Origin of the sequence: Spongiibacter sp., from assembly GCF_041602295.1 — a bacterium.
GTDB lineage: Bacteria > Pseudomonadota > Gammaproteobacteria > Pseudomonadales > Spongiibacteraceae > Spongiibacter.
Genome location: NZ_JBFIGO010000011.1, coordinates 36,143 through 52,281 on the forward strand (window position 1 = coordinate 36,143; position 16,139 = coordinate 52,281).

Sequence of the window (16,139 nt, forward strand, 5' to 3'; positions counted from 1 at the left end):
TGCCGCCAAGTCGGCGCCAACACCACGCACTCAGCGCAGGCTTGCCGTGCTCTGCAAGGCCATATACCCCGCCAGTTTGTTGCGCTGATAATTCTGTGCCGCAGAGGCCACCCGGCCACTGCTGCCGGACTCCAGCCAGCGCTTAATCCGCCCGGCATCCCCCACCGGACTGCTCTTGCCAAAGGAATCCAGCATCACCATCACCACCTGACGATCCCCCACCTCAGTTTGCATCACCAAACAACGCCCCGCCAAATCCAGGTAACCGGTCTTGCTCAGGTCGGCTTCCCAGCGCTGATAGCGCAACAGCGGGTTGGTATTGACATAGGCCAGGCGATAGCGCGGACGGTTAAATTGGGCGGTGTGTACCGGCGTGGTCGAATACTGCTGGATTTCCGGGTACTTGGCCGCCGCGGCGACCATTTTGGCCAAATCCAAGGCCGTGGCTATATTTTTGGGCGACAGGCCGCTGCTGTCGACAAAGCGGGTATTACGCATGCCCAGCTCAGCGGCTTTGTTGTTCATCGCCGCGACAAATTGCGCTTCGCCACCGGGGTAATTATTGGCCAGGGCGGCCGCAGCAAGGTTCTCCGACGACATCAAGGCAATGCGCAGCAACTCGCCCCGCGGCAGTTCAGAACCCACGCGAATACGCGAGAAATAGTGGTTAATCGACTCCCGGTCCCGCTCAGTGAAGCGGATTTTTTCCTTCAGCGACTGCCCACTGTCCAACACAACCATCGCCGTCATCACCTTGGTCAACGAGGCGATAGGCATCCGCAGGTTGGCGTGTTTTTGATATAACAACTGACCACTTTCGGCATCCATGGCCAGGGCGCTAACCGACGCCAACTTCAATTTGCCATCGCCGGCAATAGCGCCGCTACTTAAAAATAACAAAGTAACGATGAGATAACTTAAACTTCTCATAGGCTTGACTCTAACGTTATTATTCAGCCACAAGTTATCACAGCGATTCGAATACAACTGTGCGCGTTGTCGCCTTTCTTAACACAGACGCCTATGTCTCAGCAATAATTTCCTGTTTATTTGCGGGCACTAAGCAGGCTTAGTTCTCAAACTGTCTAGGATTTCGTCGACCGCACTGCGATCCATATCCCGGTCTTCCACCGCGCAGGAGTATGTCACCAGCAACAGGTGGTCCTCAGCGAGCAAATACCACTCGCGGACATAATCGCCGCCCTCCTCACCGTCAAACTCCCAGCCCTGCCAAGCCTCACCGATTTCACAGCGCTTACCGTCACTGAGCTGGTGACCGAGCTCGGCAATCAAACTTTCTAAGTCAGCTTGCTCAACCCTCCCGGTTTCCGACTGCAAATTACTCAGGCAGATACAGCCCAGCTCGTCCTCGTCGAAAATCAGTATGCTGTCTTCATCCAGCTCGCTGTGCCACTGCTGCGGCAAGGCGATAAACCAGAAGTCACTCTCTATTTCTTGCATGGGCTTATCCTGTATGCAGGGGCAGGTCGGCAGACATCAGTACGGCGTCTTCCCGTTCGCTGCCCAGCGGGTAATAGTTTTTGCGCAGTCCGTCCTCGTGAAAGCCAAGACAGAGGTAGAGCGCCCGCGCGGCGCGGTTGGAAGCCCGCACCTCCAGCAGACAACGCTGTGCACCAATTTGCTGTATCCATTCCAGGCCACCGCACAGCAGCTGGCGACCCAAGCCCCGGCCGCGCAGCTGGCGGTCCACCACAATGTTTAACAAACTCGCCTCATCCAACACCAATGAGAACGCCGCAATCCCCTGAAGGGCACTGCCGCTGTAAAGGCCAAAGCAGTAATCGTCACGCAGGCTGCGCCGCCAGATATCGTCTTTCCAGGGATGGGGATCGCTGCTTCGACTCAGGGCAATACACGCCGCCGCATCAGCGGTGGTTAATTCAACGAGATGCGCAGCGGCTGTCACGCGGTGATCGCCCGCAACGCCGACCACAGCGGCGCCTTCAAACGACCATCGTCCAGTAGCGCCTGGGCTGCCGGAGCATGTATCAGCTCGACCCCAGCAGCGCCGAGGTATTCCCGGCATACATAGCTCCGCATGCCCTCACCAAACACCAACACTGCCCGCAGTGGCCGCTCGCCTGCGCGGGCCAACAAGCGCGCACTCAAGGCTTCACGCGCCTCGTCGGCGCCCTGCAGCAAACCCGGCACTTTCACCAAGGGCCAATCAAAGCGCTCCGCCGACAGTGCCAATTCGGCATCGCATTGCCAGCGCCGTGCAACCGCGCGACTGATATTTGCCAAAAGACGCTTCTCTGCCGGACGCAGTTCGGCCTCACTGCAATCAGTCAGCAACCGCAGGCCTATCCCGGTATCAATTAAATTGGCACGAAAACGCACGCCCTGCGCAGCGCTGGCTGCCGGCGCCGCCGACACAGGCTCGCGGCCGCGGCTGTCGACAGCCTCCAGCTCGCCCAAACTGCGGCGCGCCGCCTGGGAATCGACCGCCACCGGCTGGGCAGTGGCCGGCACCGCAACAACTGCGGCCTGTTGCTGCTCAGCGGGTAGCGGCGGCTCATCAAGCGCCGCAAAATCCCCCTGCGAACTCGGCGCCGCCCCCGGCAACACAAACCGTGGCACGTAGAGCGGCAGGCCCATGGCCTGCAGATATAAGCGGCTCAGCTGAGCGCTCACTACACGCCCTCGCGCTGCGGGTGGGCCCGCGCCACGTCGGCTTCCAGTAAATTGAGCGCGTCCAGGTAAGCTTTCACCGAGGCCACAATAATGTCGGTATCGGCGCCATTACCGTTGACGATACGGCCACTCTTCGCCAACCGCACCTGCACTTCGCCCTGGGAGTCCGTGCCTTCGGTAATGGCGTTTACTGAGTACAGCTCCAGCTTGGCGCCGCTGTTGACTGTCGACTCTATGGCCTTGAAGGCCGCATCGACCGGGCCATCGCCCTCGGCACTAACATTACAGGACTCACCGTCGACGCTCAGCAAAATATCGCAGCGCGGTTTAAAGCCACTGCGCGACACCGCCTCCAGCGACTGCAGTTGATAGCGCTGCGGCTTATCGCCGGGCTGCACATCGCTCATCAGCGCCTGCAGATCCTCATCGAAGATCTCATGTTTTTTGTCCGCCAGCTCTTTAAACCGCGTAAAGGCCAAATCCAGCGCGGCCTGGTGCGCTACCTCAATACCCAAGGCCTCCAGTCGCGCCTTAAACGCAGCGCGGCCAGAGTGTTTGCCCAACACCAGTTTATTGGCGTGCCAACCGACATCCTCAGCACGCATAATCTCATAGGTCTCACGGTGCTTAAGCACACCGTCCTGGTGAATCCCCGACTCGTGGGCAAAGGCATTGGCGCCCACGATCGCCTTGTTTGGCTGAACCGGAAAACCGGTAATCGACGACACCAGTCGCGAGGTCGGCACGATCTGTGTGGTATCAATACCAACCTCCACCGGGAACACATCTCGGCGGGTGCGCACTGCCATCACGATCTCTTCCAGTGAAGCATTGCCGGCACGCTCGCCCAGACCGTTGATCGTGCACTCTACCTGGCGGGCGCCACCCAGCACCGCCGACAAAGAATTAGCGACGGCCAAGCCGAGGTCATTGTGACAGTGCACTGAGAAAATGGCCTTGTCGGCATTGGGAATACTGGCCATGAGACGGCGGATCAACTCACCGTACTCACCCGGTTCCCCGTAGCCCACCGTGTCTGGCAGGTTGATCGTCGACGCCCCGGCGTCGATGACTGGTTCAATAATTCGACAGAGGAAATCAAACTCCGAACGCGAGGCGTCCTCGCAGGAAAACTCCACGTCGCCGACCAAATTGCGGGCGTGGCGGACAGCCGACACCGCGCGCTTCACCACATCATCGGGCTCCATGCGCAGCTTGTACTGCATATGGATCGGCGAGGTGGCAATAAAGGTGTGAATACGGCCGCTATTAGCCGGCTTCAACGCCTCGGCAGCGCGATCAATATCCTGGGCACCCGCGCGAGACAGACTGCAGACGGTACTGTCTTTAACCGCTTCGGCCACCGCCCGCACCGCTTCAAAATCGCCAACACTGGCAATGGCAAAGCCCGCCTCGATCACGTCGACCCCCATGCGCTCGAGCATTTTGGCGATGCGCACCTTTTCCTCTCGGGTCATCGACGCACCGGGGCTCTGTTCCCCGTCGCGCAAAGTTGTGTCAAATATTACCAGGCGATCTGTTGTCACTGTGTGCTCCTTCTGCCGCGGCACGCCGCATCAATTCGGCAATTATAGACTTTGTGACAGCCCACCGCGCCCCCAATTTCGCCCCCGTGGCATTGAACTTATCCCGCCGATGCCGTCAAAAGGCTGCAAGCAGCCCAGCCCGCCACTTGACCTGCACGGCGCAGCACGGCTAAGTAAGCACTTTATTATCCGGGAGCTTCTCGACAATGCGCGCACTGCCCTCCGCCCTCAGCCTGACATTAATGCTTGGCCTGCTCTCGGTCACCTCAGGCCTGCGCGCCAACGAACAACAGGGACAGTCACTGCCAGAGGCCGCCATCAGCGAGCGCGAGCCACAAACCCTAGCACCCTTACCGAAATCTGCCACGCGCGTCGAGCGCCTCAGCTCAACGCCCGCCGTACCGGGCATCGCACTGAACATACTCGGCCACGACATCCTTCGAGGCAGCTTTCAACGCCTCTATTGGACAGCCGGCCAGGCAGTTGCCGGACTGTCAATGCCGACACCCGTGCTCATCGCCGCCGGCGTCAACCCCGGACCAACACTGTGTTTAACCGCTGCGGTACACGGCGATGAGCTCAACGGCGTGGAAACCATCCGCCGGGTGATGTTCAGCCTGGAAAGCGACAAACTCAGCGGCACCGTCATCGGCGTCCCCATCGTCAATATGCACGGCTTTCTGCGCACCTCGCGCTACCTGCCCGACCGCCGCGACCTGAACCGCTATTTCCCCGGCGACGTAAAAGGCAGCTCAGCCGCTCGCATCGCCCACAGTTTTTTTAATGAGATCATCGCCCACTGCGACCGCCTGATCGATATCCACACCGGTTCATTCCACCGCACCAACCTCACTCAACTGCGCAGTGACCTGGGCAAGGAAAGCGTGCGACAGTTCAGCAAAATGTTCCACGACGTTACCGTTCTCGACGGCGCCGGAGGCAGCGGCACGCTGCGCCGTGCTGCTGTCGACGCCGGCATTCCCGCCGTGACCCTAGAAGCCGGCGAACCCCTGCGCATGCAGCTGAAGGAGGTCAAACAAAGCGTCAATGGCATTAAAGCCGTCATGCACTATATGCAAATGATCGATGACAAGCCGGTGCGCGCGCCCAAGCAAAAAGTATTTTATAAATCACTGTGGCTACGCGCCGAACAAAGCGGCGTATTTCTATCGGAAACCAAACTCGGTGAAAACGTCCGCAAAGGCGACATCCTGGGCACCGTCACCGACCCTATCACCAACCGCTCCAGCGTCATTCGCAGCACCGTAGACGGCCAAATTATCGGCATGGCACTCAACCAAATGGTGATGCCGGGCTTTGCCGCTTACCACGTCGGGATTGCCGCCGACGAAAAACGTGTAACCGCCGAAAAAGTTGCCGACTCCATCGTCGCCGAGGCCCTGGAGCCGGTGGCCGAGAATATGAAGGAAGTCGCCAGAGAAGCCGCCCAGTCAGCGGCCCGTCGCAGTAACGACCCCAAAACGGTCAGTGCTGCAGCCCGCGAAGCCGTTAAAGAAGCGGTTAAAGACAGCTCTCGCCTGCTTGAGAACAGTGAGAACCATGCCGCGCCCGCCACAAGCCAAAAGCCCACCGCAGCCCCGGCAACGCCCGCCAACAATAACGCGGAGATGGACGAACACCCGGAATAACATGCCCCGCCGGGCTAACGGCCCAGCGGCAAGTCAGTAAAGCCCAGCTCGCGCTCGAGCTGGCCGGCCAAACTAAACAGCTGCTCTTCCCGGCACATACCGGCGATAAACTGCATTCCAAAAGGCAGGCCGTCAGCAGTTTTGCACAGTGGCACCGACATACAGGGCAGGCCCGTCACATTACCGAGCAGGGTATAAGCCATTTTGCCCAGCACCGGCAACGCCATCTTTTCCACCATGCCGCTGCGCATCAATAGCCGACCAATATTCATCCGATGGCTGGCCACCATCTGCGCAGCCTCCCAGGGAGACGGCGGCAACTGGCCGTGGGGGACGGCCGCCGTCGGTGTGGTGGGGCACAGCAACATGTCGTACTCACTGAGCAGCTCACCGGCGGCGCGTTGCACCTTGTGCCAACCGTAGCGCGCTGCCACCATATCGGCGGCGCTAAACGACCGCCCCATCATTGCCAAGTTCTTGGTGGCCGCTTCACAGCGGCTGATATCGGCACCCGGATAAGTGCTCGCCAGGCGTGCGAACAAGCCCGCCACCTCGCCGCCGACAATCACCAAGAAATCACGCCACAACTGCTCGCGATCGACCTCCACCTCGGTTTCCTCCACATGGTGGCCCAAGGCAGCCAAGCGCTCAGCCGTTTGCTCCAAACCACTCATCACCTCCGGGTCAACCGCCGTGGCGACCAAGGGCTCACGGCACAGACCAATGCGCAGCGGCTTTGGGTCGCGGCCGGCAGCCTGCAAAAAACTACCCTGCGGCGGACGAATGTCATAGGGCGCGCCATATTCCGGCCCACTGGTGCAATCGAGCATCGCCGCACTGTCGCGCACGCTGCGACTGAGCACGTGTTCAGCCACGGCACCCTGCCAATCCTCCCCCAGATCCGGCCCCATCGGGTTGCGACCGCGCGAAGGCTTTAGGCCAAACACCCCGCACCAGCTCGCCGGAAAACGTATCGAGCCGCCACCATCACCGCCATGCGCCACCGGCACAATGCCAGCCGCAACCGCCGCCGCGCTGCCCCCAGACGAGCCACCGGTGCTGTAACCCTTGCGGTGGGGATTGTGCGCCGGCCCGCTCAGCTGCGGCTCAGTGGTGATAATCAAACCAAATTCCGGCGTATTCGACTTGGCAAATATATTCAGCCCGGCCGCCTTGTAGCGCCTGACAATTTCACTGTCGTAGTCGGGAGTCACACGCACTGCGCGACTCCCCATGCAGATAGGCTCACCGGCGAACATCGCCATCAAATCCTTGAGCACAAAGGGCACCCCCTGAAAGGGGCCCGCCGGCAGACCGTCGCGAATTTGCTGACGGGCGCGATCGGCAAAACAGTGAACCAGGGCGTTGAGCTGCGGATTGCGCTGTTCGACTTGCGCCAGCGCGGCATCGAGCAACTGATCGGCGCTAACCTCACCGCTGCGCTGCAGTGCAGCCAGCCCCAGACCATCGTATTGCAGATACTCACTAAACATCGTCCGTCCTTATATTATTGCGGTGCGGAAACACCGCGCAGTGGCAAAGTGCCGCGATGCTCGCTACATTGAATCAGGTTTTCCAGTTTTGACTACTTCGGAGCCAACACCTATGAGAATGTCGGACAATATACTGCAAGAGATTCGCGTACTTTCCCAGTTCAACCCGGCATCGGGCTTTGAGGGCATCAAGGTCCATCACGACGCCGAGCCAGCGCTCATTGCGGCCGCAGAAAGGTTGTATAACAAGGGCATTATCAGCCGCATAGACGGCGGCTATTTGACCGACGCCGGCATCGAGCTAATGCGCCACCTCGACGGGCTCACCACCGTACTGTGCAACAGCGCCGATAGTCACGCCCTGCACTAGGCCGCCGCACCGGGCTGGGCCAGCGCAACCCTAAAGCGCTACACTGGTGGCTTTGCATCACAGGGCCGGTATATGGATCCCCTCACTCAAGGACTGCTTGGCGCCACCGCCGCACAAAACCTATCCCCGCCGCGCCGCCACGCCGCGGCAGCGACGGCACTGGGCTTTTTATCCGGTATGGCCGCCGACCTGGATGTGCTGATACGCTCCTCGGAAGACGCCCTGCTGTTCCTTGAGTACCACCGCCAGTTCACCCACTCACTCATTTTCATTCCGCTTGGCGCCCTGCTCTGCGCGTCGGTATTACAGCTATTGCTAGCCCGCATCTGGCCATTGAGTTTCTTCCGCAGCACACTATATTGCGCCGCGGGCTACGCCACCCACGCCCTGCTGGATGCCTGCACCACCTATGGCACACAACTGCTGTGGCCATTCAGCGACGCGCGCATCGCCTGGAACGTCCTCTCTATCATCGATCCGCTATACACCCTGCCAATTGCCGCCCTCGTGCTGCTGGCACAACGCGGGCAGCGCCGCTGGGCGGCGCGCGCCGCCCTTTGCTGGGCGCTCAGCTACCCGCTACTAGGCTTGGTTCAACGCGAGCGCGCCGAAACCGCCGGCTGGGCACTGGCCACTAGTCGCGACCACCACCCCGAAACCGTCGAAGCCAAGCCGTCATTCGCGAATCTGTTGCTGTGGAAAACGGTGTATCGAGACAATGGCTATTTTTATGTCGACGCAGTCCGAGTAGGCCGCCAGCCACAGATCTATACCGGCGACGCCATTGCCGCCCTCGACCCCGCCCGCGACTTGGCCTGGCTCCCCCACGACTCCCGGCAAGCACAAGATGTGGCCCGCTTTCAGTGGTTTTCCAAAGGCTACACCGCGCTACAGCCCGGCGACCCTTTGCGCATTATCGATATCCGCTATTCAATCTTACCCCACGAGCTCGATGCACTGTGGAGTATCCGCCTGTATCCCCAGCATCCAGAGCGCGGTGTCGACTATCAGACACACCGCAACAGCACCAACAAGAGCGCACTGCTTTGGCAAATGCTGATGGGCCGTGAGTTACCGGCGCCGCCCACGGCCGCCGCCGTTGCCACCGCAAAAACCCAAGCCGCCCCGCCGGCGAGTGGCCCCCTGTAACACGCCACTCAGCGCCCAAGCTCACCGCTGTCATACAGGGTAGCAACGCCGACCACCGCCGTATGGCCACGCACCGTCAAGCACGCATTGAGCAAGCCCAGGCGACTAGCCGCTGAGGCCCTCAGCAACTTGCGGCGCTGGCGATACCGCATCATCGTGGAATGCCTCTAACCACTCCAGCACCTCGACACTGGGCATCGGCGGGGCAATATAAAAACCCTGGGCCCAATGACAGCCCCACTCGACAAGCAGCTGCAAGGACGCTGCGTCCTCAACGCCCTCGGCAACCGCCTCCAGGTCAAAATAACTCGCCAGCGCCAAGGTAGTGCGAACGATTTTTTGGTCGTCATCATCACTGCGTAACTGCCTAACGAAATCGCGGTCGATCTTGATCTCGTTGACCGGCATATTCTTCACCTGTGACAGCGACGAGTAACCGGTGCCAAAATCATCTATGGCCAGGCCGTAACCGGCCGCGCGAAACTTTTTCAATAGCCGCAACGCTTCTGCGGGGTTGCCCATCAATTCAGTTTCGGTGATCTCAAATGCCAATGCCTCGGCCGGCAAATCATATTTCTGTCGGTGCTGCTCAATGATGTCGAGCATATCCGGGCGCACAAGATCCTGCACGGACAGATTAACGGCAACTTGTAGATCTACCCCGCGCTCACGCCAAGCACTCAGCTGAATACAGACCTGCGCGATCACCCAGTTACTCAGCTGGCTGATCAATCCCGACTGCTCCGCCAAGCTGATAAAACTCTCTGGCGGAATATCACCACGCCGAGGATGGCGCCAGCGGATCAGCGCCTCCATGCGCTCTACGCGACCGCTGCGTAAATTCAACTTGGGTTGGTAATACATCTGCAGCCCGGCGTGCCAGTCAATCATTGCCACGCGCAGCTCCTCCACTAAGCTTAAGCGCTTGAGGTAATCCTCCTCTTGTCCCAGCTTGTAACGGTGGAAGTTATAGGGTGCTCGACGCGCCGAATCCAAGGAAATTTCTAAGCGCCTGAGCAGCGTATCGGCATTTTCGGCACCGTCATCGGGAAATCCAACAATGCCTGTGCAGACATTCAGTTCAATATCGAACTTACTGATACCGTGATGGCGGCTAAGCTGCATGGCCAGCACGACGGCGGCAACATCATCGGCAACCCCCTCTTTGATCACCGCAATACCACCGCGGTAAAAGCGTGCGGCCACCAGTTGCTCGCGTTCCAAATAAGCGCCGATATTTACCAGACAGGCATCGGCAACATCCGGGCCGAAGACATCGCTAATCTCGCGAAAATTGCTGATATTAATCCCGACAAGATGAAAGGGGCGATCATGACTGCGCGCATCGTTAATCCGTTGACTGACAATACGCAGCAGTTCATTTTGATTTTTCATGCCGGTCAGCAAGTCATGGGTGGCACGGTAGCGCAGGTTTTTTTCTCGCCGACGCAGCAAGCGCAGCAAGTTATCAAACGCGTAGCTGAGACCGAGAACTTCCTCGGTATCGCTGCGCGCTCGCAAACTGCCTATCTCTCGCCCGCTCGCAAACACCTGCAATTGCCGAGTCAGAGCAGCCAGCGGAGCCGCCAGGTGCGACGCTTGACGACGGGCGACTAACAAGGCCAATAACGGCGCCAGAATCACCACCCCCAAGGCCAGCAACCAGGCGTAGCCCAGAGATCTGTCGCCACCGTGAAACTCCAGCTGTAAGGCTGTGTCTCCCGCTAACGCCGACGGCAGACTCAGCGATACCCCGAGCGCAGGCTCAGCCATGGCGGCAGCACCGCCAACAGCCGGGAAGCGCGCCAGTGGTCGCTCACCAACACGCAATTCAGCCTGCAGCCCCGCGGCCGCCAATACATTCTCAAACAAGCCTGGCGCCACTTCTCGCCCCACGACAAGCACTCGATCGGGCACATCCAACCAGGGCCGCCGATACAGCTGGTAAAGCCGCCCCGCCGCATACCAATATGCCGTAGCATCGCCATTACCGCTTAGCCCTGCGAAAAATTCCGGCCCCATCCAGCCGTCGGACGACCAGAGCAATCCTCCCGCGCTGTCGAATAGTGCCGCCTGATATCCCCCCGGCAGCGTCGGTAGAGCCTCACCGGCGCGAATATTATGCTGCAAATCACCGCTGCGCTGCGCGAGCTCCAAGGCCTCGGCCAGTTGACCGGCACTGCGCTCCAGCAGTCCTTGCAACTGGCTCGCCGCGACCTGGGCACGCTCAGGCAGTGCGCTGCTGGCACCCGCTCGGTAAAACAGGCCAGCGCTAATTAACATCGCCAATGCCGGCAGCAGAGCCACCGCCACCATCATCAACGACAACTGCCGTCTCAGGCTGACAACCCGACTCATTGAGCAAGATACGCCATAGGCGCAAAAGTGTGGGTAAACATGGTGTAAAGCCTCCCTGGCAAGATAGGTCTACAATAAAAATTTCGCATAAAGCAGTGCCGCGATGACGAGTATAATGAGAGGGACACGCTGACTGCGCAAGGCGCCAAACAACAAAACGGCCAACAGCAGCGCCGCCCAACCGCCCGGCGCCTGCAATAGCAAGGGGTTCAGCCACGCAGCGCCGAGCATTCCCACCACAACCGCATTGACCGCAGCGATTGCCGCCATAACCGGCGGTCGCTGAGCGAGTTGCTGCCACCACCCCGTCACGGCCAAAAGCAGCAAAAAACCCGGCAAAAAGACGCCAGCACAGGCCCGCAGCGCCGCCGGCAGGGCATTTTCCGGCTGCAGCGATGCCCCTAAAAAAGCCGCCAGCGAAAACATCGGCCCGGGCACCGCCTGGGCCGCTGCGTAGCCCACTATAAATTGTTCGCCGCTAATCGCATCGCCCAAAAAAGACTGCAGCAAGGGCAACGCCACATGGCCGCCGCCAAACACCAGGCTGCCTACCAGATAAAACTGGCTAAACACGCCACTGCCGATCAACGCCAGGACAAGTAGCGCAACAAACAACAACAGTGCCCAGTAGCCTCGCGTCTCTATCGACAACGGCGGCGGGGCATGATTCGCATCGGCGGCGGCCGCGCTGCGCCAGTATGCCAATAGTCCCGCCAGCGCCATTACACTGACTTGCAGCATCGGCTGCATAGCCAACGACATCAGCACCGCGCTGGCCATCGCCGTGGCCGCCAATGCCGCCCCCCGGCAAAACTGCCTAGCCATATTAATCAGCGCATCAGCCACCACGACCAGCGCCAAAATTTTCATTCCAGCAATCACGCTAGATAGCCATTCGGGGTGCTCGCGCAAGGTAAACACCGCGAGGCTGTACATCAGCACAAAAGAAGGAAGCGTAAAACCGATAAACGCCGCTATCGCAGCCGGCAAACCGCCGCGCCGCAGCGCAATGGCAAAGCCCAGCTGACTGGAGGCCGGGCCGGGTAAAAACTGGCACAGCGCCAACTGTCGAGCAAACTCCTCCTCACTTATCCAGTGGCGCTGATCGACAAAGACCTGGCGAAAATAAGCAATATGCGCGCTGGGGCCACCAAAGCTGATACACCCCAGGAATAGAAATTGCAGAAATACCCGCGCTGCCACGGCACTCTCCAGCTATGAACATCGACCGGCAATTTACCTCAGCACTGCGGCTGCGCCCAGCCTATCAGTCTTTCTTGCGCAGCTTGATTGGGCGTTTGCTGGGCGCCTTGCCCGCGGCATCCTTAGATTTAGCGGGTTTATCAAATTTACGCGGCTTTTTCGCACCGGCCTTGCGCGGCTTGCGCAGCGGTGTTTCCGGCAATTCGCCAGTGAAGCGGCTCATACTCAGCTCTTGGCCAGCCACCTTTGGCGCTTGCAGAGACTGCAAAACATCATCGGGCATATCCGCGGGCAGATCCACCGTACTAAAATCATCAAACAGCTGGATGCGACCAATGTAATCGCTATCGATCCCCGCCTCATTGGCGATGGCCCCGACAATATTGCCAACCCCAACGCCGTGTTTGCGACCGACTTCAATGCGGAAACGCTCCATACCGGTTTCCGGTCCCGCCTTGCGAGGCCCGCGGCTTTCGCGCTCCGATTTGTCACGCGCAGGTTTGTCGGCAGCGAGCTTGCTGGGTTTTGGGTCACCCTTCATCAGCAGGTCTTTATCGCCCTGGGCCAAACGCGCCAATGCTGCTGCCACATCCAATAGCTCAACGCCCTGCTCCTCACAAAAGCTTTGCAACATGTCGCGATACAGCTCTTTTTCGCGGCCACTGTCCAGTGTCGTCTGCAATTTAGCCTGAAACCGTTGTACACGCAGGGCATTGATTTCGGCCGCCCCCGGCAAACCCATTTCCTCTATACGCTGACGGGTAGCACGCTCTATAGACTGCAACATGCGACGCTCGCGCGGTGCGACAAACAGGATCGCGTCGCCACTGCGCCCAGCGCGCCCGGTGCGGCCAATGCGATGGACATAGGCCTCGGTATCATAGGGAATATCGTAGTTAATCACGTGGCTGATGCGGTCTACATCGAGGCCGCGCGCAACCACGTCGGTCGCCACCAAAATATCCAGGCGCGAGCCCTTCAGCATTTCCACCGTGCGCTCGCGCTGGGCCTGGGCGATATCACCATGCAGCTCGGCAGCGGCATAACCGCGACCTTGCAGCTTCTCTGCCAGCTCAGTGGTCGCCAGCTTGGTGCGCACAAAAATGATCATGCCGTCAAAATCTTCAGCTTCCAGCATTCGACACAGAGCATCGAATTTACTGGCGCCGCGGGCCAGCCAGTAACGCTGGCGAATACTCACGGCGGTACTGGTCGCCGTTTTAATGGTGACCTGCTCGGGGTCTTTTAAATAAGTATTAGCAATGCGCCGCACCGCCGAGGGCATGGTGGCCGAAAACAGGGCAATCTGGCGGTTTTCCGGGGTTTGCGACATGATCCATTCGACATCATCGATAAAGCCCATGCGCAGCATTTCATCCGCCTCGTCCAGTACCAGATGGGTCAAACCATCCAGTTTCAGGGTGCCGCGACGAATATGGTCCATCACCCGACCGGGCGTGCCCACCACAACTTGCACACCGCGTTTAAGGGCGTCGAGTTGCTCGCGATAGCCCTGGCCACCGTAGATAGACAGTACTTTCAATCCCTTAAGGTGCTTGGCGTAGGTCTGAATGGCTTCGGCCACCTGAATAGCCAGCTCGCGGGTGGGCGCCAAAATCAGCGCCTGAGTCGTTTTGCTGCCAAGATCGAGCATCGACAACATGGGCAGGGAAAATGCCGCCGTTTTGCCGGTGCCGGTCTGGGCTTGACCCAGCACATCGCGGCCCTCCAACAACAGCGGGATGGTCGCCGCCTGGATAGCGGAGGGGCGCTCATAACCCAGTTCAGAGACAACAGTCTCTACAGCCGGGTGAAGGCCAAGTTCAGTAAAGAGGGGAAGTTCCGCTTCCGCGGTAACGGCGTTGCTCATAATTCGGGCCTGATCTGGTGGTCGAGGGGTGACGCGCGGCTAATTCGGCGTCAGACGAACACAATACCGGCGGGGCGCAAATTATACGCGCAAAGGCCGGCAAATGCCCGACCTTAAGTAAGCTCATTGCGGTATTTATGCGCAGCCGGTCTCGACGTAAACCCAAGCTCAGTCGCGCCCAATGCTCCCCAGCTCGGCGCGACAGGAAGCGGGAATCTCCCCCTTTTGCTGCGCCGTGTAGTCAAAATAGACCAATACCGCCGTCCCCGTGGCCGTCATTTCGCCCCGCTGCCAAAGCTCATGACTGACGGTAAACGAGGTTCGACCAATATGACTTACCCAACTGCGCACCTCAACGGGGTATTCGTGATACGTCTGCGCGACAAACTCCACATCAATCTTACGCAGAATCAAGTTCCACTGCTTCAGACTCAATTCGGGATTAAAAATTTTGAAAATCGGCGTGCGCGCGGTTTCAAACCACTTGGGAATCACCGTGTTATTAATATGACCCAGGCCATCCGTCTCGTAAAACCGCGGAGACAACTCACAACGCAACATCCCTCACTCCCTATTAAGCTAACTGACGCAGCCAGTAGACAAACATACAGCACCACAACAGCACCGCCATCACCACCGCCGGAAACGCCTTTTCGGCAATATCACTGCCCAGCCGGCGCTGCTCCGCCGCGTACAGCAACAGAATCGACAGCAACACCTGCAGGGCCAACAGTACACTGGCGCTCGCCCATGAATAGCTCACGCCCGCCAAAACTAATGGCCGCAGTGAGACCAGCAAGGCCGCACCCAAGCCCAATACACCAAGGACTCTGGCAAACCATACCGACAGCGGCGTCATAAATACTCCTCAGCCGCTCAGGCAATATAGAGATAAATGCTTAAGTAGTGGCAAATACTGCCGCACAGTACGAACAAATGCCAAATCCCGTGAAAATGCCTGACCTGCTTATCAAACACGTAAAAGAGAATGCCCGCAGAATACGCCACACCCCCTCCCAACAACAACGCGACAGCAGGCTGTGGCAGGGCCGCCGACAGCGGCCGAAGAACCAACAGCGCCAGCCAGCCCATCGACAAATAAACCAAAATAGACCACAGGCGACGGCGCCCCTTAGGCAGCACTTCCAACAGCATACCCAACAGCGCCAAGCCCCAAATTAATGCCGACATCCACAGGCCATCACCGTCGCGCAAAACCACTAAAAGAAATGGCGTATATGTTCCGGCGATAAGGAGGTAGATGGCGAGGTGATCCAGCTGACGAAAGCGCGGTTTCCACACCCCGCGACTGCTGTGATACAGCGTAGAGAACACATAAAGAGCGAACAGGCTAAGTCCGTAAACAGCAAAGCTAATCGCCTTCCAGACCTCGGCCGCGGACACCGCCGGCCACAGCAATAAGCACATACCCAGCAGTGCCGCCAAGGCACCAACAAAATGGCTGTAGCCGTTAAAACGCTCCCCCTTGTACACTCGCTCCCCCAGACAATCGCGCCGACGCCCATCTTAGCGGAATACCCCGATAACACCAGCCGCCTTCCAGCCAGCACAAATGACAGGCGCCTGCCCGCAGCGACAGCGGGCACGCAAACAAACAGCTCTACAGGGAAGTCAAGCGAAGACCTGCGCCAGGCAGGGGTTCGCAACAGTCGCTATACCGCGCAGCGCTTCTCCAATTGCCCGAGACCCTCGAACAATACCTCAATATGGTGGGCACCATTGGTAGAAATCACTTTGCGAATGCGGATACTGCCGAGGCGGCCGTCGCGAAGGCGGATACTGTATTGCACGCCATTCAACAACTCTCCGTCATTACTCTGCAAG

At 59.0% G+C, this 16,139-nt stretch carries 15 protein-coding genes; 3 read left to right on the forward strand and 12 right to left on the reverse strand.

The genetic code is table 11. The annotated features are described in order from the left end of the window. Positions 1 to 30 precede the first annotated feature (30 nt). The 5 genes from pbpG to ABYM29_RS03965 all read right to left on the reverse strand — a co-directional run bounded on the left by pbpG (position 31) and on the right by ABYM29_RS03965 (position 4,202). Positions 31 to 930 (reverse strand): D-alanyl-D-alanine endopeptidase, encoded by a 900-nt coding sequence (pbpG, locus tag ABYM29_RS03945; RefSeq protein WP_372862385.1) that lies wholly within the window; start codon positions 928 to 930, stop codon positions 31 to 33. A 129-nt stretch (positions 931 to 1,059) separates the two neighbouring features. Beyond that, complete coding sequence (locus tag ABYM29_RS03950; protein WP_372862387.1) at positions 1,060 to 1,461, reverse strand: hypothetical protein; 402 nt, start codon at positions 1,459 to 1,461, stop codon at positions 1,060 to 1,062. A 4-nt stretch (positions 1,462 to 1,465) separates the two neighbouring features. Continuing rightward, positions 1,466 to 1,927 (reverse strand): ribosomal protein S18-alanine N-acetyltransferase, encoded by a 462-nt coding sequence (gene rimI / locus ABYM29_RS03955; protein WP_372862389.1) that lies wholly within the window; start codon positions 1,925 to 1,927, stop codon positions 1,466 to 1,468. Beyond that, positions 1,924 to 2,655, reverse strand: a complete 732-nt coding sequence (locus ABYM29_RS03960; protein WP_372862391.1) for a hypothetical protein — start codon at positions 2,653 to 2,655, stop codon at positions 1,924 to 1,926. The genes rimI and ABYM29_RS03960 overlap by 4 nt, the downstream gene beginning before the upstream one ends. After that, positions 2,655 to 4,202: a 2-isopropylmalate synthase gene (locus ABYM29_RS03965; protein WP_372862393.1), complete on the reverse strand. Its 1,548-nt coding sequence runs from the start codon at positions 4,200 to 4,202 to the stop codon at positions 2,655 to 2,657. The genes ABYM29_RS03960 and ABYM29_RS03965 overlap by 1 nt, the downstream gene beginning before the upstream one ends. A 206-nt stretch (positions 4,203 to 4,408) precedes the next feature. Between ABYM29_RS03965 and ABYM29_RS03970 the strand changes: the two genes are divergently transcribed. After that, complete coding sequence (locus ABYM29_RS03970) at positions 4,409 to 5,851, forward strand: succinylglutamate desuccinylase/aspartoacylase family protein (RefSeq protein ID WP_372862394.1); 1,443 nt, start codon at positions 4,409 to 4,411, stop codon at positions 5,849 to 5,851. A gap of 14 nt (positions 5,852 to 5,865) precedes the next feature. Here the strand turns inward: ABYM29_RS03970 and ABYM29_RS03975 are convergent, their stop codons facing one another. Further along, the gene (locus ABYM29_RS03975; protein WP_372862395.1) at positions 5,866 to 7,344 is read right to left on the reverse strand and encodes an amidase; all 1,479 of its coding nucleotides are present in this window, start codon (positions 7,342 to 7,344) and stop codon (positions 5,866 to 5,868) included. 112 nt (positions 7,345 to 7,456) lie between these two features. Between ABYM29_RS03975 and ABYM29_RS03980 the strand changes: the two genes are divergently transcribed. Together ABYM29_RS03980 and ABYM29_RS03985 are read left to right on the forward strand one after the other, a co-directional pair. Continuing rightward, positions 7,457 to 7,714, forward strand: a complete 258-nt coding sequence (locus tag ABYM29_RS03980) for a TIGR02647 family protein (RefSeq protein ID WP_372862396.1) — start codon at positions 7,457 to 7,459, stop codon at positions 7,712 to 7,714. Positions 7,715 to 7,786: 72 nt separating this feature from the next. Then, the gene (locus ABYM29_RS03985) at positions 7,787 to 8,863 is read left to right on the forward strand and encodes a metal-dependent hydrolase (protein WP_372862399.1); all 1,077 of its coding nucleotides are present in this window, start codon (positions 7,787 to 7,789) and stop codon (positions 8,861 to 8,863) included. Between the two features lie 105 nt (positions 8,864 to 8,968). Here ABYM29_RS03985 and ABYM29_RS03990 read toward each other — a convergent pair whose 3' ends face one another. The 6 genes from ABYM29_RS03990 to ABYM29_RS04015 form a co-directional block, all read right to left on the reverse strand. Next, complete coding sequence (locus ABYM29_RS03990; RefSeq protein WP_372862401.1) at positions 8,969 to 11,221, reverse strand: putative bifunctional diguanylate cyclase/phosphodiesterase; 2,253 nt, start codon at positions 11,219 to 11,221, stop codon at positions 8,969 to 8,971. A gap of 69 nt (positions 11,222 to 11,290) precedes the next feature. After that, positions 11,291 to 12,424 (reverse strand): chromate efflux transporter, encoded by a 1,134-nt coding sequence (chrA, locus tag ABYM29_RS03995; protein WP_372862403.1) that lies wholly within the window; start codon positions 12,422 to 12,424, stop codon positions 11,291 to 11,293. 64 nt (positions 12,425 to 12,488) lie between these two features. After that, positions 12,489 to 14,294, reverse strand: a complete 1,806-nt coding sequence (locus ABYM29_RS04000; protein WP_372862406.1) for a DEAD/DEAH box helicase — start codon at positions 14,292 to 14,294, stop codon at positions 12,489 to 12,491. Between the two features lie 168 nt (positions 14,295 to 14,462). Beyond that, on the reverse strand, positions 14,463 to 14,855 hold the full coding sequence (locus tag ABYM29_RS04005; RefSeq protein WP_372862409.1) for an acyl-CoA thioesterase: 393 nt from the start codon (positions 14,853 to 14,855) through the stop codon (positions 14,463 to 14,465). 13 nt (positions 14,856 to 14,868) lie between these two features. Continuing rightward, the gene (locus tag ABYM29_RS04010) at positions 14,869 to 15,153 is read right to left on the reverse strand and encodes a hypothetical protein (protein ID WP_372862412.1); all 285 of its coding nucleotides are present in this window, start codon (positions 15,151 to 15,153) and stop codon (positions 14,869 to 14,871) included. A 17-nt stretch (positions 15,154 to 15,170) separates the two neighbouring features. Continuing rightward, on the reverse strand, positions 15,171 to 15,788 hold the full coding sequence (locus tag ABYM29_RS04015) for a hemolysin III family protein (protein ID WP_372862414.1): 618 nt from the start codon (positions 15,786 to 15,788) through the stop codon (positions 15,171 to 15,173). Positions 15,789 to 16,139: the final 351 nt, after the last annotated feature.

Excerpts from the sequence above, each read along its gene's own strand:
- ABYM29_RS03970 (WP_372862394.1), top strand. The coding sequence starts at position 4,409 with ATGCGCGCACTGCCCTCCGCCCTCAGCCTGACATTAATGCTTGGCCTG.
- pbpG (WP_372862385.1), bottom strand. The coding sequence starts at position 930 with ATGAGAAGTTTAAGTTATCTCATCGTTACTTTGTTATTTTTAAGTAGC.
- ABYM29_RS03990 (WP_372862401.1), bottom strand. The coding sequence starts at position 11,221 with ATGAGTCGGGTTGTCAGCCTGAGACGGCAGTTGTCGTTGATGATGGTG.
- ABYM29_RS04005 (WP_372862409.1), bottom strand. The coding sequence starts at position 14,855 with ATGTTGCGTTGTGAGTTGTCTCCGCGGTTTTACGAGACGGATGGCCTG.
- ABYM29_RS03985 (WP_372862399.1), top strand. The coding sequence starts at position 7,787 with ATGGATCCCCTCACTCAAGGACTGCTTGGCGCCACCGCCGCACAAAAC.
- ABYM29_RS03975 (WP_372862395.1), bottom strand. The coding sequence starts at position 7,344 with ATGTTTAGTGAGTATCTGCAATACGATGGTCTGGGGCTGGCTGCACTG.
- ABYM29_RS03950 (WP_372862387.1), bottom strand. The coding sequence starts at position 1,461 with ATGCAAGAAATAGAGAGTGACTTCTGGTTTATCGCCTTGCCGCAGCAG.
- ABYM29_RS04000 (WP_372862406.1), bottom strand. The coding sequence starts at position 14,294 with ATGAGCAACGCCGTTACCGCGGAAGCGGAACTTCCCCTCTTTACTGAA.
- ABYM29_RS03980 (WP_372862396.1), top strand. The coding sequence starts at position 7,457 with ATGAGAATGTCGGACAATATACTGCAAGAGATTCGCGTACTTTCCCAG.
- ABYM29_RS04010 (WP_372862412.1), bottom strand. The coding sequence starts at position 15,153 with ATGACGCCGCTGTCGGTATGGTTTGCCAGAGTCCTTGGTGTATTGGGC.